The organism is Agrobacterium deltaense RV3 (assembly GCF_900013505.1).
Lineage (GTDB): Bacteria > Pseudomonadota > Alphaproteobacteria > Rhizobiales > Rhizobiaceae > Agrobacterium > Agrobacterium leguminum.
The window spans coordinates 38,575-63,206 of sequence record NZ_LT009747.1; the positions used below are offsets into that span (position 1 = coordinate 38,575).

At 56.5% G+C, this 24,632-nt stretch carries 21 protein-coding genes and 2 pseudogenes; 15 read left to right on the top strand and 8 right to left on the bottom strand.

Annotated elements, in window-relative coordinates; all coding sequences use genetic code 11:
* The 6 genes and pseudogenes from AGR7B_RS26335 to AGR7B_RS23890 all read right to left on the bottom strand — a co-directional run.
* Positions 1-415 (bottom strand): annotated as a pseudogene (locus tag AGR7B_RS26335) (lysozyme family protein); the annotation flags it as partial.
* A gap of 571 nt (positions 416-986) precedes the next feature.
* A complete protein-coding gene (gene pepD, locus AGR7B_RS23870) occupies positions 987-2,450 on the bottom strand; it encodes a beta-Ala-His dipeptidase (RefSeq protein ID WP_162934259.1) in 1,464 nt (487 codons plus the stop codon).
* Between the two features lie 23 nt (positions 2,451-2,473).
* The gene (locus AGR7B_RS23875) at positions 2,474-3,469 is read right to left on the bottom strand and encodes an ABC transporter permease (RefSeq protein WP_080858253.1); all 996 of its coding nucleotides are present in this window, start codon (positions 3,467-3,469) and stop codon (positions 2,474-2,476) included.
* Positions 3,466-5,004 (bottom strand): sugar ABC transporter ATP-binding protein, encoded by a 1,539-nt coding sequence (locus AGR7B_RS23880; RefSeq protein WP_080858254.1) that lies wholly within the window; start codon positions 5,002-5,004, stop codon positions 3,466-3,468. Before AGR7B_RS23880 ends, AGR7B_RS23875 begins: the two co-directional genes overlap by 4 nt.
* 13 nt (positions 5,005-5,017) lie before the next feature.
* The gene (locus AGR7B_RS23885) at positions 5,018-6,046 is read right to left on the bottom strand and encodes an ABC transporter permease (protein ID WP_080858255.1); all 1,029 of its coding nucleotides are present in this window, start codon (positions 6,044-6,046) and stop codon (positions 5,018-5,020) included.
* Positions 6,047-6,081: 35 nt separating this feature from the next.
* Positions 6,082-7,095, bottom strand: coding sequence for a sugar ABC transporter substrate-binding protein (locus tag AGR7B_RS23890; RefSeq protein WP_080858256.1), 1,014 nt, complete (start codon positions 7,093-7,095; stop codon positions 6,082-6,084).
* 154 nt (positions 7,096-7,249) lie between these two features.
* Here AGR7B_RS23890 and AGR7B_RS23895 point away from each other — a divergent pair, with 154 nt between their 5' ends.
* The 6 genes from AGR7B_RS23895 to AGR7B_RS23920 all read left to right on the top strand — a co-directional run bounded on the left by AGR7B_RS23895 (position 7,250) and on the right by AGR7B_RS23920 (position 13,864).
* Positions 7,250-8,302 carry an IS110 family RNA-guided transposase gene (locus AGR7B_RS23895; protein ID WP_080858174.1) on the top strand — a complete coding sequence of 351 codons (1,053 nt, stop codon included), beginning with the start codon at positions 7,250-7,252 and terminating at the stop codon, positions 8,300-8,302.
* Between the two features lie 435 nt (positions 8,303-8,737).
* Complete coding sequence (locus tag AGR7B_RS23900) at positions 8,738-9,547, top strand: transketolase (protein WP_080858257.1); 810 nt, start codon at positions 8,738-8,740, stop codon at positions 9,545-9,547.
* Positions 9,547-10,515: a transketolase family protein gene (locus AGR7B_RS23905; protein WP_080858258.1), complete on the top strand. Its 969-nt coding sequence runs from the start codon at positions 9,547-9,549 to the stop codon at positions 10,513-10,515. The genes AGR7B_RS23900 and AGR7B_RS23905 overlap by 1 nt, the downstream gene beginning before the upstream one ends.
* Before the next feature lie 81 nt (positions 10,516-10,596).
* Complete coding sequence (locus tag AGR7B_RS23910; protein ID WP_080858472.1) at positions 10,597-12,066, top strand: FGGY family carbohydrate kinase; 1,470 nt, start codon at positions 10,597-10,599, stop codon at positions 12,064-12,066.
* A 22-nt stretch (positions 12,067-12,088) separates the two neighbouring features.
* A complete protein-coding gene (locus AGR7B_RS23915) occupies positions 12,089-13,039 on the top strand; it encodes a sugar-binding transcriptional regulator (protein ID WP_080858259.1) in 951 nt (316 codons plus the stop codon).
* Between the two features lie 39 nt (positions 13,040-13,078).
* Entirely contained in the window at positions 13,079-13,864 is a 786-nt protein-coding gene (locus AGR7B_RS23920; protein ID WP_080858260.1) for an SDR family oxidoreductase, read from the top strand.
* A gap of 594 nt (positions 13,865-14,458) precedes the next feature.
* Here AGR7B_RS23920 and AGR7B_RS23925 read toward each other — a convergent pair.
* The gene (locus AGR7B_RS23925; protein ID WP_080858261.1) at positions 14,459-15,373 is read right to left on the bottom strand and encodes an alpha/beta hydrolase; all 915 of its coding nucleotides are present in this window, start codon (positions 15,371-15,373) and stop codon (positions 14,459-14,461) included.
* A gap of 331 nt (positions 15,374-15,704) precedes the next feature.
* On the opposite strand from AGR7B_RS23925, the gene AGR7B_RS23930 reads away from it, so the two are divergent.
* The gene (locus AGR7B_RS23930; protein ID WP_080858262.1) at positions 15,705-16,493 is read left to right on the top strand and encodes an SDR family oxidoreductase; all 789 of its coding nucleotides are present in this window, start codon (positions 15,705-15,707) and stop codon (positions 16,491-16,493) included.
* Between the two features lies 1 nt (position 16,494).
* On the opposite strand, the pseudogene AGR7B_RS23935 reads toward AGR7B_RS23930, so the two are convergent.
* A pseudogene (locus tag AGR7B_RS23935) lies at positions 16,495-17,353 on the bottom strand (IS5 family transposase).
* A 378-nt stretch (positions 17,354-17,731) separates the two neighbouring features.
* On the opposite strand from AGR7B_RS23935, the gene AGR7B_RS23940 reads away from it, so the two are divergent.
* The 8 genes from AGR7B_RS23940 to AGR7B_RS23975 all read left to right on the top strand — a co-directional run bounded on the left by AGR7B_RS23940 (position 17,732) and on the right by AGR7B_RS23975 (position 24,630).
* On the top strand, positions 17,732-18,121 hold the full coding sequence (locus tag AGR7B_RS23940) for a Y4oE-related protein (protein ID WP_080858263.1): 390 nt from the start codon (positions 17,732-17,734) through the stop codon (positions 18,119-18,121).
* A gap of 74 nt (positions 18,122-18,195) precedes the next feature.
* Positions 18,196-19,236 (top strand): ABC transporter substrate-binding protein, encoded by a 1,041-nt coding sequence (locus AGR7B_RS23945; RefSeq protein ID WP_080858264.1) that lies wholly within the window; start codon positions 18,196-18,198, stop codon positions 19,234-19,236.
* 10 nt (positions 19,237-19,246) lie between these two features.
* Complete coding sequence (locus AGR7B_RS23950) at positions 19,247-20,131, top strand: ABC transporter permease (protein ID WP_080858265.1); 885 nt, start codon at positions 19,247-19,249, stop codon at positions 20,129-20,131.
* A 9-nt stretch (positions 20,132-20,140) separates the two neighbouring features.
* Positions 20,141-20,944: an ABC transporter permease gene (locus AGR7B_RS23955; protein ID WP_080858266.1), complete on the top strand. Its 804-nt coding sequence runs from the start codon at positions 20,141-20,143 to the stop codon at positions 20,942-20,944.
* Positions 20,941-22,020 carry an ABC transporter ATP-binding protein gene (locus tag AGR7B_RS23960; protein WP_208616064.1) on the top strand — a complete coding sequence of 360 codons (1,080 nt, stop codon included), beginning with the start codon at positions 20,941-20,943 and terminating at the stop codon, positions 22,018-22,020. The genes AGR7B_RS23955 and AGR7B_RS23960 overlap by 4 nt, the downstream gene beginning before the upstream one ends.
* Positions 22,021-22,130: 110 nt before the next feature.
* Positions 22,131-22,997, top strand: a complete 867-nt coding sequence (locus AGR7B_RS23965; protein WP_080858268.1) for a TauD/TfdA dioxygenase family protein — start codon at positions 22,131-22,133, stop codon at positions 22,995-22,997.
* 32 nt (positions 22,998-23,029) lie between these two features.
* Entirely contained in the window at positions 23,030-23,680 is a 651-nt protein-coding gene (locus AGR7B_RS23970) for an RraA family protein (RefSeq protein ID WP_080858269.1), read from the top strand.
* Complete coding sequence (locus AGR7B_RS23975; protein ID WP_080858270.1) at positions 23,677-24,630, top strand: carbon-nitrogen hydrolase family protein; 954 nt, start codon at positions 23,677-23,679, stop codon at positions 24,628-24,630. The genes AGR7B_RS23970 and AGR7B_RS23975 overlap by 4 nt, the downstream gene beginning before the upstream one ends.
* The last annotated feature ends 2 nt before the right edge of the window (positions 24,631-24,632 follow it).

Below are 24,632 nucleotides of genomic sequence, written 5' to 3' on the forward strand. Positions count from 1 at the left end.
TCACTCACTCAGCTTCGATCGGTCATTCTGAAAAACAAGAGCAGAAGAGGCCGTCTGAAAAGGAACACGTCCCTTGATGCGGTCTCTTGGGTTTGGGTGACTTGTGTGGGAACTGGCTGGGCCCGTTGATCTTGAGACTGATCCTCGGCGGCGTCCTCGCGGGTAATCGGGCAGGCCGCTCCGCCAATCGCAAGCGACGCGAACTCCGGAGAAAGCCGTTTGCCTCCTTCCGCACCTGCTCGTCATACCCGGCCATCTCGCCGACCGAAGGACCATCCCGCCCGTTCCAGGATTGGAGCATAACGGTTTCGGCCCGCGCGGGATCAGCACCGAAACGCAAGGCGAGACGGTAATAGCCATCGAGAAACATGGCGGTCGCCTTGAGGTTCCGGCATTGGTCAAAGGCGTTGGAAACTGGCGTGCGTTGATACCAGCGTCGCGAACTTACTCACGCACGAATACATCGCCGGAACATCATCCGCGGCGATCGGAAATTCATCGTCTTGGGCAAGCTCTGCGAAATGAGTGCCCGAACTCCATAATGGAACTGATCCCCTCACCATATGGATCACTCGGCTATCCCGCCAAACGGCGCAAACACCTGTGGCCGAAGAGTGTAGGTGGTCAGACATCGCCATCGCGTTGCTATACCTGCAAAGTCAGGAACATTGCTGTGTAAAATGTCCGGCGTGATCGGACTTCGTCATCGGGCGAAGATTGGGCAAGCATCCTGCGACCGTTGTGGGTAAGAGGCCCATGAACTACAGGAATAGTGCGATCACACTTTTTCGGAGTTCGCCTTCAAGAATAACGCCACCTCCTTCAATAATCCAACGAGCTCTGGCAAGCCAGCGAACATCATCATGAAAGGGAAAAAGATCGCCAATCCCCTGGCACACGCGAGTACCTGAATGTCGCAATTCCGGGGCAGGAATCGATATCGGCGGGCGAGTACTCCTCGCCCGCCGGGTGCGCGCAGGGTGGGATCAGTCCTTCAGACCACTCACAAACTCACGGATCACTTTCCACGAGCGCGCCACGGACGGATGGCTCACGCATTCCTTCGTCGAGTGCAGATGCAGCAGTTCGGTGCCAATACCGACAGTATCCAGGTTTGGGATGCGTTTAACGAAAAAACCAAGTTCCAGGCTACATGAGGACACTAAAACTTCGGGTTCGCGGCCGTGGACTGCCTTGAATGCAGCAACAGCAGCCGGAACAGATTTCGAGTTTGATATTGGCGGGAACTCGGGCGCATCCAGTCCGAATTGTTCAAATTCAGTTCTGCCGCCCGCGATTTCCGCGAGTGCACGCATACGCTCGAAGATATCATGCTTGCGTGAGGACACTCCCGCCGTAATCGTGCAGGTGAAAGCTAGTCCATCGTCCGTTGCACGCACAGTCCCCAGGTTGCTGGAACTCTCAACGAGGCCATCGATGGACCTGCTCATGCTGATGACGCCATTGGGCAGGAGAACTGCTATGCGGCCAGCGCGACGTGTCGCTGTCCGCGAAAAGACCCGGGATGGAAGTTCCGCTTCCGTTACTGTCAACGTCAGACCAGGGTCTGCCACTGAAAACTCGCTCTTAAGTGTCGCCTCCAGCTTCTTGATGACCTCCAGAATCGGAGCTTTATCGGCCCGCTGAATGACGAGAACGAGTTCACCATGGGCTGGGATAACGTTGTTCTGTGCGCCGCCTTTGAAGCTGGCAATCTGCACTTCATATGTCTTTGCCAACGAATTCAGGACGCGAGCCAGAACAACGATACCGTTGGCACGCTCAAGATGGATGTCAAACTCGCAATGTCCTCCGAGCAATCCACCGATGCTGAGCGAGAGTGCTTGTGTGTCCGTGGGAGTGGTCATCCATTCGGCATCAACAGTTAGGACGCCGGAAATGTCGCCTGCGCAACCCGCAAGAATCTGCGCGTCGGTTACCCAGTTGAAGTCAACCATCCGCGTTCCCTTGAGTTGGGAAACGTCGAACTCGGATGCCCCTACCTTGCCCATTTCCTCCATGACGGTCATGACCGCTTCCAGAGGCGGGTGAGCGATATCCTTTGAATCCAGCAGCGCCAGAATGAAGGAGCACCCGATGCCGTTGTCCGCGCCGAGAGACGTCCCATCCGCCCTGATGTAATCGCCGTCGATCACCAGCTTGATCCCGTCCTTGGCGAAGTCGTGCTCAACGCCTGGGTCCTTCTCACAAACCATATCCATGTGGCCATGAAGAATGAGAGCTGGAGCGTTTTCGTAGCCCGGCGTACCCGGCTTCTTCACCAGTACGTTGTACATCTTGTCCTGGCGGGCTTCGAGACCGCGCGCCCTGGCGAACCTGACGATGTAGTCACTAACATGCTTCTCGTTTTGCGAACCCCGCGGGATGGCCGAAAGAGCGGCGAAATGGTTGAACACTTCCTTGGGTTCGAGCTGTTCTAAGGTTGTCACGGAATCCTCCCGTCCGATACTTGCTATTTCACGAATTTCAGTTTGGTGCGGTCGATCGTCAGGATGACTGCAAGGATGACCACCACCCCGTAAACGATCTGCTGGTAGCGCGGGTCGATACCGACCACGGAGCTCCCAACAGGAATTAGTGCGATGATCATCGATCCAACGATGACGTTGAGCGCGCTCCCGACGCCGCCCGTCAAGGCTACGCCGCCGCAGATCGTCGCAGCAATTGACGGCAGAAGCAGCCCGACGCCGAGACCGGACGCCGAAGCAGTACCCTGCTGCGCGGTCAGGACGATCCCCGCAAGTGCTGCGAACGCGCCGGAGATGGTAAAGATGGCTACCGTGACGACAGCGGTCGGAAGTCCGGACATGATCGCTGCGCGCTCGTTCAGGCCCATGGCCTTCACGAATGTACCGAAACGCGTCCAGCGCATGACGGCCCACGCCACAATCGCCAACGCCAGCCCGATGAACACGGCTGCCGAGTAGCCACCGATCTGGAGGCTGTCAAGCCAGTCGATGTACGCCCCGTTTGCTGAAACGTAGACAGTGGTCTCGTTGGCGATCACAAGCGAAAGCGACTGCCAGACACCGATAGCGCCGAGCGTGACGGCGAAGGATGGAACCTGAAAATAGCTGATGACCATGCCGTTGACGAACCCGGCCGCTGCACCGATGCCGATCGTGGCAATCGGAGCGAACATGCCAAGCGGCCCGAGAAGCTGGGCAACCGAGACGGAGGCGAGCACCGCGACGGTCGCACTCGAGAGATCGATGCGGCCGAGTTGGATTACGCCGAACTGGCCCAAACCCAGCAACAGGATCGGGATCGCCTGATAGGCAAGGATCTCAAGACCCACGCCACCGATAAAATTCGGCTGAAAAACAGAGATGATGCCAAGAAGAATCAGCAGGACGATGAAGGGTGCGAAGGCCTTGAGATTTGCCGCACCGATCCTGACTTTCGGCATGTCCGTTGGCGAATTCACGTCGGGAACCTCCATTGTCATATCATTTTCCCCACAAGTTCGGCATGGGTTGGGATCGAACCAGAGTTGAGGTCGAACGTGGCCGTGATCTCGCCGTCGCGCATCACGGTGATTGTGTCAGCCAAAGAAATCGCTTCTTCGAGCGTGTCAGCGATCAACAGAACTGCAGCTCCCTTTTTGCAAGCGGTGAAGACCTGTGCACTGACATCCTCGCGCGCCCCAGGATCGATGCCTCGGGTCGGGTGGTCCAGAATGAGTAGGGAAAGGTTCGGATCCCTGAGCCACTTTGCAAGAACAACCTTCTGCTGGTTGCCACCACTGAGAGACGCGATGTCTGCGTTCGGAATTGGAGGTCGAATATTAAGCTTCGAAATCCATTCTTGTGTTTTGTCATGCCGAGCAGCCGGATTCACGAAAAGGGCAGATGCACGTTCACCTCGATGAGTCAGATGGAGGTTCTCGGCAACTGTCATTCCAACCACCATGCTCTCGACCTTTCGCTCGGATGGGAGGTAAGCGATCCCGCCATAGGCGCTTCCCCGCAAGCTCGGGCGGGAGACGATTCTTCCATTGTAGCGGATTGTTCCAGCGTCGAATTCATCAGCACCGAAGACTGCTCGGCAGACTTCTTCGCGACCAGAATGGTTCGTGCCCACGAGAGCATGAATCTCACCGCTTCGAACTTTCAAGGAGATTCCGGAAAACTTCCCTTTTGCCTCGAGACCCTGAAGATCGACGACCACTGCACTTTCATTGAACGATTTTTTACGTTCGCGCGAAATCGTCTCGGCGTGTCGTCCCGTCATCAGTCGGAACAATTCGTCTTCATCAACTTCGCTTCTAAGACGCTCGCCAACAACTTCTCCGTTCCGCATCACACAGACCCGGTCGCAAAACTTCATCACCTCATCGAGACGATGGGAGACAAAGATAACAGATCCTATTTCCTTCAGACGTCGAACTTCGTGTTCAAGCTGCTGGATATCGTTGTCTTCGAGAACCGACGTCGGCTCGTCGAGGACGATGATCGGCTGCACGCCCGGCTGCCTGGTAATCTGCAGGGCCTTGGCGATTTCGACCATCTGTCGATCTGCAAAAGACAAGTCTTCCACCTTCGATTTAGGGTCAATTGTCGAACCAATACGCGTCAGGATTTCAGCAGCGTCGTCATTGATCTTGCGCCAGTTGTAGATGCCAAAGCGAACCTTGCCGTCTTTGTTGCCGGCCTTCGTTGCCCGGGTCGACATCAGGATGTTCTCCGCGACCGAAAGGTTCGTCACGAGCGACTGCTCCTGATGTACGACGCCTACTCCGGCAGAGGCCGCAGCAGCAGGATTGCTAAATATCCGCTTCTGACCTCCGACCAGAATGTCTCCAGCATCCGGCTGGTAAGTGCCAGAAAGAACCTTGAGAAGGCTGGACTTCCCAGCACCGTTTTCTCCAATCAGACCGAGAACCTCATTGGCTCTTACACTGAGACTGACGTCGTTGAGCGCCCTGACTGGTCCGAAACTCTTCGACACGTTGCGAAGAGAGAATGGAACTGCCTCTTGCATGGCCGGTCTCCTTTTATTTGACGATCCGAAGGCGCGAACGCTGGTTGAAGGCAGTGGCAACGACGGCTAGGACAATGACAAGTCCAGAGACGGCGCGCTGGAACACCGGACTAACGCCCATGAGGATTAGTCCATTATTGATAACGACCACGAGCAGTACGCCACAGACAGAGTTAATGACCCCTCCCCTGCCTCCGGATAGCAACGTTCCGCCGATGACGACAGCGGCAATCGTTTGGAAAAGCTGTCCGCTGCCGAGGTCGACAACGCCGACGCCCAGTCGGCTGCTGCCGATCACACCCGCCAGTGCGCTGCAGAAGCCCGCGAGAGCAAAAACGTAGACCTTGTATCTGTTGACCGGGACCGCATTCAGTGACGCAATGCTTTCATCGGCGCCAACCGCATAGGTGAAGCGTCCCATTGACGTGTTGTCGCTAACAAACTTGGCCAGGAAGACAAAAATTACGGCGACAACGAAAGCGTTTGAGACGCCGAACGGCGAAGCACTTGCCCAGGAGCGCGTCAGTTCGCCGGTGAGCTGTGGAACGGAGTCTCCGAAAAGCACGGTCGCGATACCGAGGCCGATGAACCACATTCCAAGGGACACCATGAAGGACGGGACACGGAACACGGTGTGAATAAGACCAGTCAGCAGCCCCATCACGGCTCCCGCGAGAAGCGCGATCAACGGCGCCCCTATCCCGAGATCCAGCGAGCTGACGCTGTTGGCTGAAAGAAGGACGAAAATCAGGGCCGCGGTCGCCATCACTCCTTCAATCGACAGGTCGATGCATCCCATGAGGAGGACGAATGACGCGCCCATCGCGAGAATGAGCGGGATTGAGGCTTGGTCAGTGATGGCTCGGAAATTCTCCCACGTGAGGAAGGTAGATGGCCGGAGCACCGACAGGATGACAATCACCACCGCAAGAGCGACGAGAGGGCCAAGCCATTCCTTCTTCGCCTTCCTCAAGCTGGGCTTCAATCCAGCGGACGCCAGAGCACCTTGGCCATTGGATATGAGATTATCGGAGTGTGCCATGACTCTCTCGCCTTTCTTTAATGCCGCGCCGCCGACTACTTCAGCTCAGGACCAACGAAGCGGGCGAACAGACCTTTGTTGATCTCGGCCATGATCTCCTCCGCTTTGGGAGTCTTGAGCTGCTGCTTAACATTGGTCTTGTCGACGCCGAACTGCGAGTAATTGCCTGCACGCTGATCGTTGGTCAACTTGGATACGTCCAGCTTGCCGGTGGCAGCTTCATAAGCCATCGCTAGGCCCAAAGCGCCATTGTAGTAGCCATCGGATGAGTAGGTATCGACGAAGTTCGGGCCGCTGTCGATCAGTTTAAGCGCTTCCTCCGTATTGTCGTTACCCGAGAATTTCACATCCCCAAGGCGGCCGGCATCCTGGAAAGCAGCATAAGCGCCGAGGGTCATGGAGTCGCTGGCAGCCCAAACGCCCTTGATCTGGTCACCATACTTGGTGAGCAGGGTCTTGGTAATGTCGTAGGCCTTCTGGCGATCCCAGCCAGCCGCCTGGGTGTCGAGGATTTTGACGTCCGGAAAGTCCTTGAGGGCTTCATTCATGCCGTCATAGCGCTGCTTGGAAGGCGGGCTATCGAGGACACCCTTGAACGCGATGATGCCACCCTTGCCGCCCATTGCGGTGAAGAGCGCCTTGCCGGTCCACTTGCCTGCCGAGTAACCGTCATATGTGAGATGGGCGACGTAGTTAGGCGAAACGTCCCACGGATTGTAGCCTTCCGGCTTGTTCCACTGGGTCGTAATAAAGCCACCCGAACGTGTGACCGCCTTAACGATCGCAGGCACATCGGCGCTGTTGATCGGGTTTATGGTGAGTACAACCTTTTTACCCGCGGCAATCGTCGCCTGGATTTGCGCCAGCTGCTGCTGGGAGTCACCGTTCGACACGATTGTTTTCAGAGGCAGACCGACCGAGTCGGCAAATGCCTGCGAGCCTGCCGCCCACTGCAGCATATACGGGTTGGTATTGGTCTGGATGACGGTGACAAGCTGGATTTCGCTCTTGTCGAGCCCGCCCGCCATCACCGCGGAATGCATCGTCATGGCCAAGGCTGCAGACCCTGCCAAAGCCAAGATCTTGCGACGCGAAAACGCATCAGCGCCAATGAAAGATGCGGAATGAGAATTAACTATTAATGGGATGGTCCGCCTCGTCCTCCTGCCGCATCATGAGGCGGCCAAACCGAAGGAGGTTGCAATGCCACAGCGCAATATGCCGCGCCCAGCGGCTGTCTACGGAATTGATATTGGCAAGAACATCTTTCACGTTGTCGGCCTCGGGAGCGATGGCGTGCCAGTGCAAAAGGTTCGTTTCCGACGCGACACGCTGCTACAGTTCTTCGAGCGCGCAGCACCGGCGATCGTGGGTATGGAGTCGTGCGCCGGATCTCAGTGGATTGCCAGGAAGATACAGGCGCTTGGACATAAGGTGCGCTTGATCCCCGCGCAGTTCGTGAAGCCCTACGTGAAGTCGAACAAGAGCGACATCATCGACGCGGAAGCGATCGCTGAAGCTGCCACACGTCCAACAATGCGATTTGCTGCACTCAAGAGCGAGGAACAAGCCGATCTTCAGGCTTTGCACAGGATCCGGGATCAGATGATCGGAACGCGAACGCGTCTGATCAATCAGATGCGAGCTTTCTGCCTCGAATACGGGATCGCCCTGCGCCAAGGCGCAGGCCTATTCAAGGTCGACCTGCCGCACGCTGTCGAAGATCAATCCAACGATCTCTCGTCGGCAATGCGTAAGCTGCTCGCAGACCTGTTTGCCGATCTGCGCCAATTGGAACAGCGCATTGGTGACGTCACACGCGAGATCGAGGCGATCGCCAGTCGCGAGGATGTCGCACGACGGCTCATGACGATCCCTGGGATCGGAGCGTTGGGAGCCACCGCACTTCTTGCCGCGGTTGGCAACGGCCGACAATTCCAGAAAGCTCGCGATCTGGCAGCGTGGCTTGGCCTTGTGCCACGGGAATACTCGACCGGAGGAAAGCAGAAGCTTCTCGGCATCAGTAAGCGGGGAAACCGCTATGTGCGCAAGCTCCTTGTTCATGGAGCACGATCCTGCTTTCGGCACCTCGACCGAACACGAGATCGATTGGGGAACTGGCTGAATGGCCTTCAGGCACGAATGCACCCCAACAAAGCTGTAGTCGCACTTGCCGCTAAAATGGCCCGGATTGTCTGGGTCGTCCTGACCAAGCCTGGAGCGCTCTACGAACGCAGGGACCCTGCCTTCACCTGACGCTCCTGGCTCGATTGCAAGGCTCGAGAATAGTGATGACGAAACAGTGGATCAACATGCCGTAAGTCCTGTGCAAAAAAGCGGGCTTCGTGCCCGAACCATTTATTGGGAACGGCATGTGCGGATCTCATCATGGCCTGGCTGCAACCGCAGCCCACTCGCGAGAGGCCGGATACATTTATGCAACTGGAATCGTCATTTACGATGTCGCGTACCCTTGCACGGACGAGGCGGACCATACATTTTTTCATTTGAACTCCTCCACCTGCTCTTTGCAGTGGGACTGATGTAATCCGAATAGAATATTCAACGCAAGAAGAATAATTATTCATTTGAAATCGACGCGACCAGAGCCCCGGCCGCAAAACTACTTGACTTATCTCCCAATCGTGCAATTATTTTATGTAGTGAATATTTATGCATTGCGAGGTTCACATGCAGCCTAACGATCTCGACCGCATCGCTGGGGAGATACGACTCCGCGACTTGAAAGCGGTCTTCGAAGCCGGGGCAGGCCACATCGGTGGGGAAATGTCCGCTATCGACATCCTGACAGCGCTTTATTTCCGCGTATTGCGGGTTTTCCCGCAAGAGCCGACGAACCCCGATCGCGATAGGTTCGTGCTTTCGAAAGGCCATGTGGCCCTAGCACTATACGTGACGCTGGCGAAGCGGGGCTTTATCCCCGAGGACGAGATTTCAACGTTCTTGAAGCCGCACTCACGCCTCAATGGACATCCAAATTGCAATAAGGTTCCCGGAGTGGAGACGAATACTGGCCCGCTCGGCCATGGTCTTCCGGTTGCGGTTGGAATGGCAAAAGCAGCAAAACTGACCGGTGCGAAGTACCACACGTACGTTATGACCGGAGATGGCGAGATGCAGGAAGGTTCCAACTGGGAGGCGATTGCCTCTGCTGCCCAGTTCGGCCTCGACAATCTCACCCTCATCATCGATCATAATCGATTCCAGCAGGGAGCTTCGTTGAGGGATACGAATAATCTCGCACCCTTCCCTTCCAAGCTGGAGGCCTTCGGGTGGGATGTTACCGAGATCAATGGCAACGCCATGGACGAAATCGTGCCTGCACTCGAGAAGCGCGGAAACCATCCTCATTGCATCGTCGCACACACCAACAAGGGTCAAGGCATATCGTTCATGCAGGACACCGTTGACTGGCACCACAAGGTGCCCAATTCCGAGCAATACAAGATTGCAGTAGCCGACCTTTCGGAGGCCATTTGATGAACGCCGTAACACCGACCGCCAAGCTCCATGACTGCCGCGACGCATTTGTCGGCGTTCTGGAACGCCTGGGAACCGAGAACCCTAGGATAGTCGCTGTCTGTAACGACTCCGTCGGTTCGTCCAAGCTTGGCGGCTTCAAATCGAAGTGGCCGGAACGTCTCGTTAACGTCGGTATTGCTGAACAGAACATGGTCGGCGTTGGCGCTGGTCTTGCCAATGGCGGCCTCCTTCCATTCGTTTGTGGTGCCGCTTGCTTTCTTACCGGCAGGTCCCTCGAGCAGATCAAAGCCGATATCGCATACTCGAACGCCAACGTTAAACTCATCGGAATTTCCTCCGGTATGGCTTACGGCGAACTGGGGCCAACCCATCACTCCGTCGAAGATTTCGCATGGACAAGAGTTCTGCCGAATCTTCCCGTCGTCGCGCCATGCGATTCGATCGAGACAGCTGCGGCGGTAGAGTGGGCCGCCAGCTACGAAGGCCCCGTTTTCCTGCGTCTTTCGCGTGTTGGCGTTCCGGATCTTCTTCCGGCTGACCACAAGTTTGCGCTCGGAAAGGCCAACCTTCTGCGCGACGGGGACGCGGTTACGCTCATAGCCAACGGTACTCTTACCCATCGTATGATAAAGGCTGCCGCCATTCTTGCCGAACAGGGCATCGAAGCACGTGTTCTCAATATGGCAACGGTCCGGCCCATAGACGTGGAAGCGGTTGTCTCCGCGTCTCGCGACACCGGCGCCATCCTGACCGCGGAAGAGCATTCGATCTACGGAGGTCTCGGATCTGCGATCGCCGAAGTCGTGGTTGCAGAAGCACCTGTGCCGATGAAGATTCTCGGTGTTCCCGGCATCTTTGCACCGACCGGTTCTGCGGAATTCCTGCTGGACGAGTTCGGCATGTCTCCCAAAGCCATAGCGGAAGCTGCCACGGCCTTGATTGCACGAAAAACTTCCCGGGCATAAGCCTGCGTGAACAGATTTCGTGCGCGGGCGCGGCAAGACCTCCCATTCGCCGCGCCCCAGTTTCTGCATACCGGAGCCGTCATGAATACTGCCATCCTTGCCATCGATCAGGGCACTACCAATTCGAAAGCTGTACTGGTCTCGACCGATGGAGAGATCCTGTCGCGCGGCGTCTCCGCAGTAGGGATCGAACACCCACAGCCTGGATGGGTTGAGCAGAGCCCTTCCCGTCTTTGGGAATCAGTGCTCGAAGCGATTTCGGCCTGCCTTCAATCGGGTCCCGATGTCGACATTATTGGCATCGCGATTTCCAATCAGCGCGAATCCGTAACCATGTGGGACGCGGTGACGGGCGAAGCGTTGGGGCCTGTCGTTAGCTGGCAATGCCGCCGCACCGCATCTGCATGTGCGGACCTAGTCTCGCTTGGATACTCAGAACGTGTCCAGGCCATCACCGGGCTGCCGATTGATCCGATGTTCCCCGGCCCGAAGATGAGGTGGCTGCTGGACCGCGCACCCGCTGGCCGCAACGTCCGCCTCGGCACAATCGACGCGTGGCTCATTCACTGCTTCACCGGAGGTACGGTCTACGCCTGTGATTCCGCAAATGCCGCCCGAAGCCAACTCTACGATCTCAAACGACAGACGTGGAGTGACGAACTCTGCGACCTGTTCGGCGTGGCGAAACCGGCATTGCCAGAGGTCCAGGATAGTTCGTCGCTGTTCGGGGTCACAAAAAACATACCAGGCCTCAGGAATGGCATCCCGATCGCATCCGCAATAGGCGACAGCCACGCCGCCTTATTTGGTCACGGCGCTTTTAACCCTGGCGACGGCAAAGTGACCTTTGGTACTGGGTCTTCGGTCATGACGACCCTGCCGCGCTTCATTGCGCCTCAGCAGGGAATTACCACCACCATTGCATGGTCGATCGGTGGGCAAGCAACCTATGCCTTTGAAGGCAACATACTAGTTTCTGCCGCCTCCTTGCCGTGGATGGCCGAAATGCTGGACTTGGCAGATGTACAGTCGCTGATCGAACTTGCTGCGACCGCAGAACCGGGCGGTCCAGGCTTCGTTCCTGCTTTTGTTGGCCTGGGAGCTCCGTACTGGCATTCGGATGCTCGCGCGACTTTCACTGGAATCACCTTCAATACAAGTCGAGCACAGATGGCCCGTGCAGCGACAGATTCTATTGCGTTTCAGGTTCACGACGTCTTCAAGGCCATGTCCTCGCAGTCACCGACACCTTCGGGACGACTCTACGCGGACGGCGGCCCGAGCAAGAACACCTTCCTCATGCAATGTGTTTCGGACACGCTGAACCACGAAATCATACAATGCGACGCTCCGGAAGCTTCGGCACTGGGCGCAGCATATCTCGCCGGCATCGCTCTCGGCGTCTGGCCTGATCTCGCTGCGATAGCTGCCCTGCCGCGGCCCGTTACCACCTTGGCACCCCATCTATCAGACTCAGCAACTCGTTTGAGCGTATGGCAGGATGCAATCTATCGCTCGACCGTTCGCCCGTCTTCAATTACAAGTGAATAAAAATTCATGATTGGAGATTCACATGGGCCGCGTAAACGAACTGCGACTGATCGCGCGCATAGCGCAGATGTACTACGTCGAGGGGAAGCGTCAGTCGAAGATCGCGGAAACAATGCGGATGTCGCAAGCTACGGTGTCACGCATGCTGAAGCGGGCAGAGCAGGAAGGAATTGTCAGGACAACAGTCATACCTCCCGCAGGTACTTTCGCGGACCTGGAGACAGCGCTCCGCGAACGATACGGCCTGACGGAAGCAATCGTCGTCGACTGTTCGGAAGATCGCGATGGGGCAATCATGGCCCGTATTGGCGAGGCCGCCGCGCACTTTCTGGAAATCACATTCCAACAAGACGAGATCGTCGGGGTGTCCAGCTGGAGTCAGACCATATTGCGCATGGTGGACAATATCCATCCGCTCAAGAATGGCAAAGCCAAATACGTCGCACAGATTCTCGGCGGTATGGGCGACGCTTCCGTTCAAACCCACGCCACGCAATTGACAGCGCGCCTCGCACGACTGACCAGCGGCGAACCCCGTCTGCTGCTGGTGCAAGGGATTACATCCTCGCGAGAAGCGAAGCTGGTCATGCTTGCAGACCCAGTGGTGCGAGAGACAATGGACCTTTTCGGACGGCTGACCCTCGCGATCGTCGGTATTGGCGCCGTGGAGCCATCGGAGTTGCTCGCCCGGTCAGGAAACACCTTCTCACGTCAGGAAATGGCAATGTTGCAGGATGCTGGTGCGGTGGGCGAAATCTCGTACCGCTTCTACGACAAGGATGGAAAGCCTGTCGAGACGCCGCTGAACGACCGTGTGATCGGGATAACTCTGGAGGAGCTCCGCAGAACCGACCGCGTGATGGCGCTCGCCGGCGGGGAATCGAAAACACAAGCGATCGCAGGCGCTCTGAAACTTGGCGTCATCGACCTTCTCGTAACAGACAAATTCACAGCAGCAAGGCTCACGGCTTGATTCCAACCGTCGGCCTGTTGCGCATTATGGAGGAAAACCATGAATCGTTTCGCAGGCCAGACAGTCTTCGTGACCGGAGGGAACAAGGGCATCGGACGTGGTGTCGCCAAGCGCTTTGCTGAAGAAGGCGCGAAGGTCGCCATCGCGGCAATCGATCAGAATACCACCGAGGCTGCTGAAGCCCTCGCCAGGGAGACTGGCGCCAACGTCCTTGGGATCAGCCTGGATGTTACGGATGCGAAAGCTGTGCAAGAAGCCTTTGGCGAAGCCGAGGCCAAGCTTGGCGCAGTCTCGGTGTCGGTACAGAACGCTGGCGTGATCACTATCGCCAAGGTGGAGAACCTCACCGAGCGTGAATGGGACCTAAACCTCGACGTGAACACGAAGGGCGTCTTCCTTTGCTGCCAGGAGGCAATCCGCCGCTTTCGCGCGAGCGGCATCAAGGGCCGTCTTATCAACACCGCGTCCGGACAGGCCCGGCAAGGATTTATCTATACTCCGCACTATGCCGCATCGAAGTTCGGCGTCGTCGGACTTTCGCAAAGTCTTGCAAAAGAACTTGCCCGCGAGGGCATTACCGTCAACGCGATTTGTCCAGGCATCATCCACACCGAAATGTGGGATTACAACGACCGTGTCTGGGGCAAGATGCTTGGCGATTACGGGCCCGGCGAACTCATGGCGGAATGGGTTGAGGGTATCCCGATGGGCCGGGCTGGCACGCCCGCCGAAGTCGCCGCACTGGTCGCATTCCTCGCTTCTGCAGATGCGGCCTATATTACGGGGCAGACGATCAACGTTGATGGCGGCCTGATCATGTCCTAGCGAATGAACGCTGCCGTCTCCTCCTGGAGCGCGGCAGCGTAACTCGTTCGCTAATGATTTCGCACCTCCGAAAATCCTTAAGTTCCCGGTGAGCGCCCATCAGGGCATCCGTTTTAGTTCGCGGGTATCGACGTCCAACCAGCTTGAGGAGTTTTTGCCAGGCAGAATTCCATGATCGGTATCAGTGGCCTGCTCCCGAATTCGACAACCAGTTGCGGAAGCCCTTATACTAAAGATCTATATGCGGAAGGGCGACACGTCGACTGCCTTCCAATCGGTTACGTCGTTTAATCGCTTGGTTTGATCGACTTGAGCAACCACATTCCGCGGCGGAACTCCATCGCCCTGGGCTGTGTGGGCGGGCAACTCGCGGGCGAAAAAGTTATCGTGAAGCTTTCAGAAACAGACCAGCTAAATCGTCCCAACGCATGACCGTCACATGGATCAGCATAATAGTAAACCGCTGGTCTGGTGTTTTTATTCCGGTTCGCCCGGGCTGTCGGACTGCGTCTCCATTTTCCAACAAAAGACGAGCCCTGCACGCTCTGCGGCCGAGCTAGGTATGGCGGGAGCAAGCCGCAATACGTCGTTAGGTCACCGATCCTTGAGCATGAAATCACGCAGACTTAATGCCAGTCGATGCTCAGCTTCCCAGGCGAGGCTGTGACCGCATTCTTCAAAAACCTCCGACCTCTCCACATTGTTCGCGACATTGAGCATTTGTTCCCGCACCATAGGACCAAAAAACTCCGGGGCTCCCACGGTCATTACGGGAAGATCAAGCTTGGTCTTCGATAAGCGCCGATTGATCTCGGCATTTTTGAGACCGGCTCGATAAGTTTCGAGGCAGCCCCGAAGCCCCCCTGGCGCGGTCAAACGCGCTACCCATTCGCCAATTGCGGTATCATCAATCGCCGTTGGGTTCCAGGTTTCAGCCTTAATCCAGTGCTCCCAAAACTCCCTTTCTCGTCCCGTTATTAGCATCTCCGGGATATGCGGAATCCAAAAGAACGGCAGATGCCAGTTCCACACACCGTGCTGCCGATACTGAGCTGTGATGTTTTCGGGTGTGAAGAAGGAGAACTCTTCAAGCCCAAGGCCCGATAGCATCATTTCACAGAACGAAAGAGAAAGAACCCGTTTCCTTTCGCTCGCGGCAAGAACATAGGCAAATTCCGCGCCGCGATCCTCGCCATGGAGATGGAACCTTTCAAAGCCCAGTTGTGTCATCAGTTGAGCCATGTCGCTTGCATTGGTAAGGGAGTCGTATCCCTCCTCAGCAGGAGGTTTGTCTGTGTATCCAAATCCTCGTAGATCAGGCGCAACAACAGTAAAGTGCTCCGTCAGCAGCGGCATCAACTTAGCCCAATAGTACGAAGTTTTCGGGGTGCCGTGAAGAAGCAGCAGGGGCTGCCCCTGCCCTGACGTGACGTAGTGCATTCGGATGCCGTTAACCCGGGCTCTGCCATGCCTTACAGGCTTGCCCTCGTGATCGAAAATATCGGCCATTCTTTTCCTCCAATGTTTCGGTTCTGCGAAGATCGGCATCCATTATCCGTCCGACACCGCCCACGCCTACCGCAAAGGCGGTAAAGACCGAAGCAGTGGACGCCCAATCGAAACAAGGCTTTTTTCTCGCAACCATGCGCTGAATGTACCTGCATACATATTCAATGCAAGATATTTTTGCGTAAGGAGACTAATTTCTCCGTTTGACGGCCGAGAATTTGGTAGTTTCTCGTTCGAAAGTTGCCATATTTGAACCAATTTTCTTTTAAGCATATTTATGCACATCGTTTGACAGCTGTTCTAATGCGCTCTCAAACTGAAGGACACCCGAATGACCGACATCTCCTTGAATACTTCAAAGTTGTTTGATCTCTCCGGAAACGTAGCCCTTGTCACGGGAGCGGGAAGCGGCATCGGACAGAGAATTGCGATTGGGCTCTCGCAATGTGGAGTGAGCGTGGCGTTGCTCGATAGACGTGTCGACGATGGACTAGCTCAGACTGCGGAATGGATTGCCCGCACTGGGAGCAAGTCTTTTCAGATCTCAGCCGATGTGACGGACAAACTATCCATGGCCGACGTGGTAAGAAAGACTGAATTGGACATTGGCCCGCTGACGTTAGCTGTCAATGCTGCTGGAATCGCCAATGCGAATCCTGCCGAGGAAATGGAAGAGGAACAGTATCAGACTCTGATGGATATTAATCTCATGGGGATTTTTCTATCTTGCCAGGCTGAGGCGAACGCGATGCTGAAAAACGGCAAGGGGGCAATAGTGAACATCGCGTCCATGTCAGGCGTCATCGTGAATCGTGGGCTCAACCAAGCGCATTACAACGCATCAAAGGCAGGCGTAATCCACATGTCGAAATCAATGGCCATGGAATGGGTTGGTCGAGGTATCCGCGTCAATACGATTTCCCCGGGCTATACGGCAACGCCGATGAACACGCGGCCTGAAATGGTCCATCAGACGAAGTTCTTTGAGGAGCAGACACCTATGCAACGGATGGCGTCAGTCGATGAGATGGTGGGGCCGGCGGTATTTCTCTTATCCGATGCAGCCAGCTATGTGACCGGTGTGGATTTACTCGTCGATGGTGGCTTCTGCTGCTGGTAATCTAAGAGACTGCCTCGAAAAGAATCCAATAAACATAATATCTTGCGAGGCGTCTTGTCAGTATGCGGACGTGGGCGATGACGATCCAGGCTTCGGCTGAGGCGATCGATTTCTCCCAATCTTTTGCCAAACGTCGGCATCTCTGCCAAGCCATGCGAAGGTGCGCTCCACGACCCAGCGGCGTAGCAGGACTTCGAAATCCTTGGCCTTATCGGTCCGTTTGACGACCTCAAGCGTGAACGCCGCGACCTTCTGCAATGCGCCCCTCAGTTTTGGTCCGACATAGCCGCCATCGGCGAAGATGTGTCTCAGCCAAGGCCAGCGCTTGAGAATGGTTTTGAGAGCAGCAGGTGCGCCGTCGCGATCCTGGATATCGGCGCTGTGAACCACGAGCCCAACCATCAATCTGAGCGTGTCAACGACGATGTGCCGCTTGCGACCCTTGAGTTTCTTACCGGCGTCATAGCCGGCAACTCCCCCGCTTTCGATGGTTTTAACGCCCTGGTTGTCGATCACCCCAGCAGATGGGGAGGCCTGTCTGCCTTCCAACTCACGCGTTTCCATCACAAGCCGGTGGCTGATCCGGCCCCATAATCCAATGGCTCGCCATTCGTAGAAATAAGCCTGAACGTCGTAAAGGGCGGAAAATCCTTCGGCAGCATCCGCCACTGACGACCTGTCGAGCAATGTAAAGCAACGCATTCACGACCTCGCGAAGATCGGTGCGGCGCGGCCTGCCCAACCGCCTCGGGCCGGGCAGGCAAGGTGAAATCACCCCCCCATTCCCGGTCCGTCAGACTGCTTGCATACCGTCTTGCACGTCGGGCATATTGCCGACGGTTGAAATCAGTCCAGCCCATTGTGGTCTCCGTTCGTCCTAAGCAAACAAACATAATCACAAACGATTGATTTCACTCAACCCATTTTCAGTCAGTCTCTTAGCCGATATCCAATTTTCTTATATTATTTATCTATATGGGTTTTGGCAATTTACCGTTACATTTGGTCATGCCATCTGACCGATGTTGTCGCGAGTGCTTATAGAGCGATGACGCGCGGCTGGTCTTCCCAGGTAAGGTAGGCCGTTTGACACAAACTGGCTTCACCCTGCCGCCGGATTAATATATCCTGTGAACCGACATGACAGTCGATGTGCATCCGGACGGCGAGGGTCGCCAAGGCAATGTCCGGCCACAAGCGACTTCGAAACTCGGCCGGACTCTCAATGGAGAGTCGTCATGTCGGAACAATCTTCTGCATTGCCATCCCTGCCCTTTGCACCCGTCGATGTTTGCGACGGAATACATGCTGCTGTCGCCTTCGAAGTGCTGCGCGATCAATATAGCCTGCAGGCCGCGACAGTTGCGGCGTGGTGCGCCATCGAAGCGCGTACCCAAAGCGATGAGATCCGGTACCGTTTCTGGTTCGGCGTGTTTTGCGACCTTCGCAAGGCCTCGCCTGTCTTTTCTCTCGTGCTACCCACGGCCTCCAACCCGGGGCCGCTCTTCCCTGAAGGAACCGATCTCCTGTCTCCAAACGGCAGACGCGGCGATGTTGATCGCCTGCTTCACTTGAACGATATCGGGAGCACTATTATTCGTCAAATTCGATCAATCATCGAAAACTAATATTGGAACTGGGACGCAATTCTTTCGCAAAGTCTCCGAAACGCCAGTCAATCAGACAAACGTGAGGGTGAACGATGAAATGGAAAATCCTGTTTGTTACATTAAGTGTAACACTGACTATGGACGACAAGGCGAGTTCCGAGCAGTTGATCGTCAACAGCTACGGCGGACCCTACGAAGACATTATCCGCAGCCGGATCATTGAACCCTTCGAAAAAGAGTTCAATGTGAAGGTTGTTTATGACGCCGTGGGGTCCGCGTCGCAAGATTACGCGAAAATCAAGGCGACACGCGGCCGGCCTGGCTTTGACGTCGTCGTCATGACTGCCTCTCAATCGCTCGACGGGTGTCGCGATAACCTTCTTGAAAAATTCTCACCGCAAACCGTACCGAACATCGCGAAACTGAATCCGGAGATCAGCGGCATCGCCGGTGCCTGCGGAGCCGTCCACGAGGTCCAGTATCTTTCTCTTCTCTGGCGCAAGGACAAGCTCGCGAAAGCGCCCGTCTCCTGGTCGGCGTTCTTTGATGAAGAACTAAAGGGAAAGGTGATCCTTCCGACTTTCCAGAACATCATGGCGGCATATCTCATGCAGATCATGTCTGTCACGAATGGTGGCGATCTCATGGACAACGTTGACCCCGGTTTCGAGGCCATGGGTAGACTCGCCAGGCAATCGATGGGCTTCGAGCAGTCCTCTTCGATCATGGAAAATCACATGAAGGAGGGCGAGGTCTGGGCGATGCCGTTCTGGAACGGGCGTGCACAACTCCTCGTCGATAGCGGCCTGCCGGTTGACTATGTGAGGCCGGCGGAGGGGACCATCCCCCTCGTCGCAACCTTGAATGTGCCGGTTGGCGCTCGCAACAAGGAGTTGGCATACAGGTTCGTCAATTTTTTCCTTGAAAAATCGAGCCAGGAAGCGTGGGTGACCGGCTATAACGTCGGCAGCGCCCGCACCGATATTGAGGTGCCCGTTGCCGTCCGCGCGCGTCAAATCACAACCGAAGCAGATCTCAAGACACTTCTTCTCCCCGACCTTTCAGGTCTTGCAGCCAAGTTGCCCGAATGGGGTGCGCGCTGGGAGCGCGAAGTGATCGCGGCAGGGCGATAAGGGGGCGATCATGACAACAATCGAACTCCAGTCGCCAATCAAACCAAGCCGCCATCGGGGATTTACACTCAGGCCCTATGCCTCGCTGGTTCCCCCTTCAACCGTCCTTTTGCTCTTCTTCGCTCTGCCAATGGGTATGATGATTGGAATTAGTTTCCATGGGAGCGACGGCCAGCAGTGGACTATTGCCAATTATCAAAGGTTCTTTGCTGACGATCTTATGATGGCTGGTCTCGGGCGCACGATGCTGATGTCGGGACTCGTCGCGATTTGCGTCACTGTCATGGCGTATCCGCTTGCTTATTATCTGGCTCGTGCGACGTCCCCATGGCGCATGGTTGTCTTCGCCCTTGCGATTGCGCCGGAACTCGCCGGTGTTGTCCTGCGCACCTATGGATGGCTCGTGATCCTGGAGGACCGGGGTTTTGTAAACTCGATGCTCCTGTGGGCGGGGTTGATCTCCGAACCGCTGCCGTTGTCGAGAAGCATGTTTGGCGTCGTCGCCGGTCTGACGCATGTCGTTCTGCCTTTTGGCGTTCTCTCCCTGATGACGAGCCTGCAAGGCATCAACCCCAATCTTGAAAAGGCCGCGCAGGTTCTGGGGGCTTCCCGGCCAGCCGTGCTGCGCCACATTGTTCTGCCGCTTTCCGTTCCGGGGATCGTCAGTTCCCTGCTTATTGCCTTCACAATGGCGGCCAGCGCTTACGCGACACCAGCGCTGCTTGGCGGCGCGGGTTTCAAGGTTCTGGCAACGATGGTCTACGAGCAAGTGCTTTTCTACATCGACTGGCCGTTCGCGGCCGTGATGGCGAATGTGTTGCTTGTGGCAATGCTCGTCGCCGTCTTCATCGGCTCGCGCATTGAGGCGCGGCTCCACAATAAACTGCACCTGTAGGAGACGGTCGTGAACAGGTTTTTATCGATGACGTTCAGGATCTCGCTTGGACTCATCCTCGCATTCATCACGCTGCCGCTGCTGGTCGTGCTTGTGGCTTCCGTCAGTCCGACGGCGAGGATTGTCTTTTCGCCATCGCTCTGGACGACAAAATGGTACGGCGCCCTCATGTCCAGTCGCTGGATTGACCCATTTTTGCTGAGTGTCGAACTCGCATTGATCGTCACCGTTCTCAGCGGGCTGTTCGGGCTGCTCGCCGCTTTTGCCGTCGCCTACGAGAAGTGCCCGGGCCATGCCGCAATCATGTCCTTCCTGTTGTCTCCCCTCTCCGTGCCGCAAATCGTCAAGGGGGTAGCACTCGTTCTGTTCCTATCGTCGACCGGATTTCACACTCTCCTTGGCACGCCGGGCCTGATCATGGCCCACGTCATCCTCACCCTGCCATTCGTCGTGAGGATGATCGCAGGAGCGATGTTCAATGTCGACAAGAGGCTTGACCTTGCCGCCCGTGTTTTAGGCGCAAACAGGCTGCAGCGCATCCGCTACATCCTGCTGCCTTTGATCAAACCCGGCCTGTTTTCAGGAATGACCTTCGCCTTCATTCTGTCCTTTAACAATATTCCGTTGTCGGTCTTCCTTGTCCGGCCTGGCGAGACGACACTGCCCATCACGGTCATCAATCACCTTGAATACAGCCTCGACCCGGTGTTGGCCGCGGTCAACGTCACCTCCCTCCTTTTTATTCTTGCAGCCGTCTTCCTGTTTGAGCGGATCGGCGGTTTTTCGACACAAATACATGGTGGAAGCAAATGAGCACAATGGACATAGAACTGATCGCGGTTTCCAAGAGCTATGGATCCAATCGGGTCGTCGACAATATCGATCTTTCCATTCCGGCCGGAGAATTCGTCAGCATTCTGGGTCCGTCCGGGTGCGGCAAGACAACCACCCTGAACATGATCGCCGGCTTTTCCGATCCTTCCGGTGGGGACATCAGGATCAGGGGACGGAGCCAGTTGGGCGTTCCGCCGGAGAAGCGCGGAATTGGACTGGTTTTTCAAAACTACGCCCTATTCCCTCACATGACGGTCGCCGAGAATGTCGCCTTCGGCCTCAAGATGAAGGGTACTCCGCGCGCCGAGACCGAGACCGAGGTGCGATCGGCGCTTAGACGCGTGCATCTTGAGGGGTTTGAACAGAGGTATCCGAAAGAGCTGTCCGGCGGCCAGCAACAAAGGACGGCGCTTGCCCGGGCGATCGCGCCGAAACCGTCGCTGCTTCTGCTCGATGAACCTCTGTCCAATCTCGACCTCAAACTGCGCGAGGCCATGCGTATCGAGCTCAAGGAGATACAGGAAGAGCTAGGTATGACCTTCATCTATGTTACCCACGACCAGGACGAAGCGATGGCAATGTCCGATCGCATCGTGGTCATGCATGGCGGTCTCGTGGCCCAGGAGGGCAAGCCCGATGATATCTATGATCATCCCCGATCGCGTTTCGTTGCCGACTTTATCGGAAAGTCGAATCTTCTGCCGGTTGCGTCCTTGGGAGCGGAAGGGGGATCGACAATTGTCGTGCTCGAAGACGGTCTTACCCTGACGGCCGCGTCGCCAGAAAATCCAGGCTCCATCCACTACTGTTGCCTGCGTCCCGAGGCCGTCCGTCTGACGCCTGTGGGAGAGGGAGTGCCCTCCCCAGTCAACAGGATCGACGGGAACCTGACCCGGATCGTCAATCTCGGCGCCTACCGGGAATGCTTTGTTACCCTGTCAAACGGGACGGTGCTCAAGTCGCTTGTCCGCTCGACGAGACTGCCGGACTTGAGCGTTGGGCAATCGGTCGTTCTCTCCATCAATCCCGACGCGGTGCAGCTTCTCGAAAGCTAGGATTGATCGTCAACCCATATCAATGAACTCAAATTGATATTGGAGACGGGTCGATCGATCGCGTTACTCTTCCCTTGCAGAGAAAAACTATCCAAGGAAGGAACAGAAATATGCTCAATACCCGAAGGATTTCAGCGGTCCAGGACGGAAGCAACGTTTGTGCGGATATCGTTGGCTTCGACTTCAACGACTATGACGAACAGGACATTGCAGAGGTTCGCAAATATTGGCTCCACTATGGCGTGCTTCGCTTCCGGAGTGCCAATATAACAGACCAGCAGCAAGTCGACTTTTCCCGTCATTTCGGGGAGTTCGTGATCCACCCCAAGCAATTGCAGGAAGGCGGACATCCCAAGCACAAGGAAATCCTGGTGATCGCCAATACCATGAAGGACGGCAAGCCATCAGGGGCCATGGGCAACAGCGAGGCGACCTGGCACACTGACACCTGGTTCTACGAACGTCCGCCCGCCGGCGCCATTCTGCGAGCCGTGGAAGTTCCAGCGGAAGGCGGAGACACCTATTTTCTCTCCACCTATCACGCCTATGACACCTTGCCTGATGAGGTGCGAAAGGAAATCGACGGTCGGCAGATATTCCTTCAGAATGTCTACGACAAGACCGGCAAGCTGCGGCTTGGCAAGCGCGAGCCGAGGACCAGCGACTTCCGTGAGTGGAGCGGTATCGTCCACCCGCTGGTGCGAACCCATGCCGAAACCGGGCGCAAAGCGCTTTATCTTGGAGGAACGGCTGAGGGCGCCTGGATTGTCGGCATGCCGCTTGATGAAAGCGACGATCTGCTGACGCGCCTTTGGCGCCTTACGACGGATACGAAGGAGGTTTTTGTCCAGAAATGGACGAAAGGCGACATCATGATGTGGGACAATCGCTGCACCATGCATCGTCGGGATTCCTTCGATCCGAACACGATCCGGATCATGCACCGGACCACGACCGCCGGCGAACGCCCGGTCTGATAATTTCTGACGCTAGCAAAGCGACTTAACTCATGGAACAGTATCGGACAAAACCGGGAGAGCCCCCTCTCCCAACGGACCTCTGCGCCCTGCTGCGCGATGTTGAGACCGCAACCATCGGACATACCGAACATCTCGGCTTTCTCAGCACGAGCATCCGCCCGGTCTGCTCCGTGAAGGTCGCCGGTCAAGCCCTCACCGTCGCGGCCCCGGGCCGCGACGGCGTTGTGATCTACAAGGCGATCGACCTTCTCCAGCCCGGCGACGTTCTCGTCATCTCGAGGATCGACGGGGATGACATCGCATGTGTCGGCGGCGGTGTCGCGACGGCGGCAAAGGCGCGCGGCGCCGCTGCCATCATTGTCGACGGCCCGTGCACTGACGTCGAGGAAATTGTCGCATCGGGTCTGCCGGTCTGGTGTCACGGCGTCTCGGCAAAAACCACGAACCGGACATTCCGCATTGGTGGTTCCATCAACGTTCCCGTCGCCTGCGGCGGCACGGCGGTCCTTCCCGGTTTCGCGGTGCTCGCCGACAACTCCGGCATCTTCGTCGCAGACCGTTCACTGATGCGCAGCCTGGGTGAGGCTGCGCTGAAGCGTCAGGAACGGTCCGCACGGCTGCGAGCCCATCTTGCGGCAGGCCATTCAATCTTCACGTATGATGAGGGGCACTCCCAATGAAAATATCGCTCATTCAAATGAACTCCCAGCCGGACCGTCGGGCAAATCTGCGTCAGGCGCAGGCTCTGATGCTCAAGGCCGTCAAGGAGGAGGTGCCGGATCTTATTGTCCTGCCGGAACATTTCGACTGGTCGGGCGGTACCGCCGCGGAAAAACTCGCAGCAGCAGACTATATGCCTGGCGGTGCGGCTTACCGGATGGCACAGGAATTTGCCTGCCGGCACGGATTATGGCTCCACGCAGGGAGCATGCTTGAGCGTGTTCCCGGGGAAGAGCGTATATACAACACCACCGTTGTGTTCGATCCCGAAGGGAAGGAGGCTGGCCGCTACCGCAAGATTCATCTTTTCGACATTGTGGCGCCCGACGGAAAAGCCTATCGCGAGTCCGCCACAGTCGCGCCGGGGCACGACCTGCTCGTCTATGACGCTTGCGGCCTCCGGATCGGCGCCGCAATCTGCTACGACCTTCGGTTTTCCCGGCTGTTCGATCAACTTGCCGAAAACAAGGTCGATCTCGTCATTCTGCCGGCTGCCTTCACGATGCAGACCGGAAAGGATCACTGGGAGGTCCTGTGCAGGGCACGCGCCATCGAGTTCCAGGTCTATTTCGCCGCGTGCGGCCAATGGGGCGGTTACCTCGCGGCCGGTGGCGAGACCCGGCAGTGTTTCGGCAACTCGCTGGTTTGCGATCCCTGGGGGCAAGTCATCGCCCGCGCCTCGGACGGGATGGGCATTGCGACAGCACGGCTGGACAGCCAGCGAATACATGATGTGCGCCGGCTTATTCCGATGGCGCGTCATCGTCAGCAGTTTTCGACCGCAGCATCCCGGGCATGTCTCGCTGAAACGCCGGGACCAGCACCTCAACATTTGGCAGTCGATCATGCTGCCTGCGATGGGCTATGTTCGACTTGCCGCAGCAAGACAGACCTGCCTGGCTCTTTATGACA

Bases quoted from the DNA above. Each gene is read 5' to 3' on its own strand.
- AGR7B_RS23960 (WP_208616064.1), top strand. From the start codon at position 20,941: ATGAGCACAATGGACATAGAACTGATCGCGGTTTCCAAGAGCTATGGA.
- AGR7B_RS23880 (WP_080858254.1), bottom strand. From the start codon at position 5,004: ATGCAAGAGGCAGTTCCATTCTCTCTTCGCAACGTGTCGAAGAGTTTC.
- AGR7B_RS23930 (WP_080858262.1), top strand. From the start codon at position 15,705: ATGACCGACATCTCCTTGAATACTTCAAAGTTGTTTGATCTCTCCGGA.
- AGR7B_RS23910 (WP_080858472.1), top strand. From the start codon at position 10,597: ATGAATACTGCCATCCTTGCCATCGATCAGGGCACTACCAATTCGAAA.
- AGR7B_RS23925 (WP_080858261.1), bottom strand. From the start codon at position 15,373: ATGGCCGATATTTTCGATCACGAGGGCAAGCCTGTAAGGCATGGCAGA.
- AGR7B_RS23900 (WP_080858257.1), top strand. From the start codon at position 8,738: ATGCAGCCTAACGATCTCGACCGCATCGCTGGGGAGATACGACTCCGC.
- AGR7B_RS23965 (WP_080858268.1), top strand. From the start codon at position 22,131: ATGCTCAATACCCGAAGGATTTCAGCGGTCCAGGACGGAAGCAACGTT.
- AGR7B_RS23885 (WP_080858255.1), bottom strand. From the start codon at position 6,046: ATGGCACACTCCGATAATCTCATATCCAATGGCCAAGGTGCTCTGGCG.
- AGR7B_RS23920 (WP_080858260.1), top strand. From the start codon at position 13,079: ATGAATCGTTTCGCAGGCCAGACAGTCTTCGTGACCGGAGGGAACAAG.
- AGR7B_RS23945 (WP_080858264.1), top strand. From the start codon at position 18,196: ATGAAATGGAAAATCCTGTTTGTTACATTAAGTGTAACACTGACTATG.
- AGR7B_RS23940 (WP_080858263.1), top strand. From the start codon at position 17,732: ATGTCGGAACAATCTTCTGCATTGCCATCCCTGCCCTTTGCACCCGTC.
- AGR7B_RS23905 (WP_080858258.1), top strand. From the start codon at position 9,547: ATGAACGCCGTAACACCGACCGCCAAGCTCCATGACTGCCGCGACGCA.
- AGR7B_RS23975 (WP_080858270.1), top strand. From the start codon at position 23,677: ATGAAAATATCGCTCATTCAAATGAACTCCCAGCCGGACCGTCGGGCA.
- AGR7B_RS23890 (WP_080858256.1), bottom strand. From the start codon at position 7,095: ATGACGATGCATTCCGCGGTGATGGCGGGCGGGCTCGACAAGAGCGAA.
- AGR7B_RS23970 (WP_080858269.1), top strand. From the start codon at position 23,030: ATGGAACAGTATCGGACAAAACCGGGAGAGCCCCCTCTCCCAACGGAC.
- AGR7B_RS23950 (WP_080858265.1), top strand. From the start codon at position 19,247: ATGACAACAATCGAACTCCAGTCGCCAATCAAACCAAGCCGCCATCGG.
- AGR7B_RS23895 (WP_080858174.1), top strand. From the start codon at position 7,250: ATGCCACAGCGCAATATGCCGCGCCCAGCGGCTGTCTACGGAATTGAT.
- AGR7B_RS23875 (WP_080858253.1), bottom strand. From the start codon at position 3,469: ATGACAATGGAGGTTCCCGACGTGAATTCGCCAACGGACATGCCGAAA.
- AGR7B_RS23915 (WP_080858259.1), top strand. From the start codon at position 12,089: ATGGGCCGCGTAAACGAACTGCGACTGATCGCGCGCATAGCGCAGATG.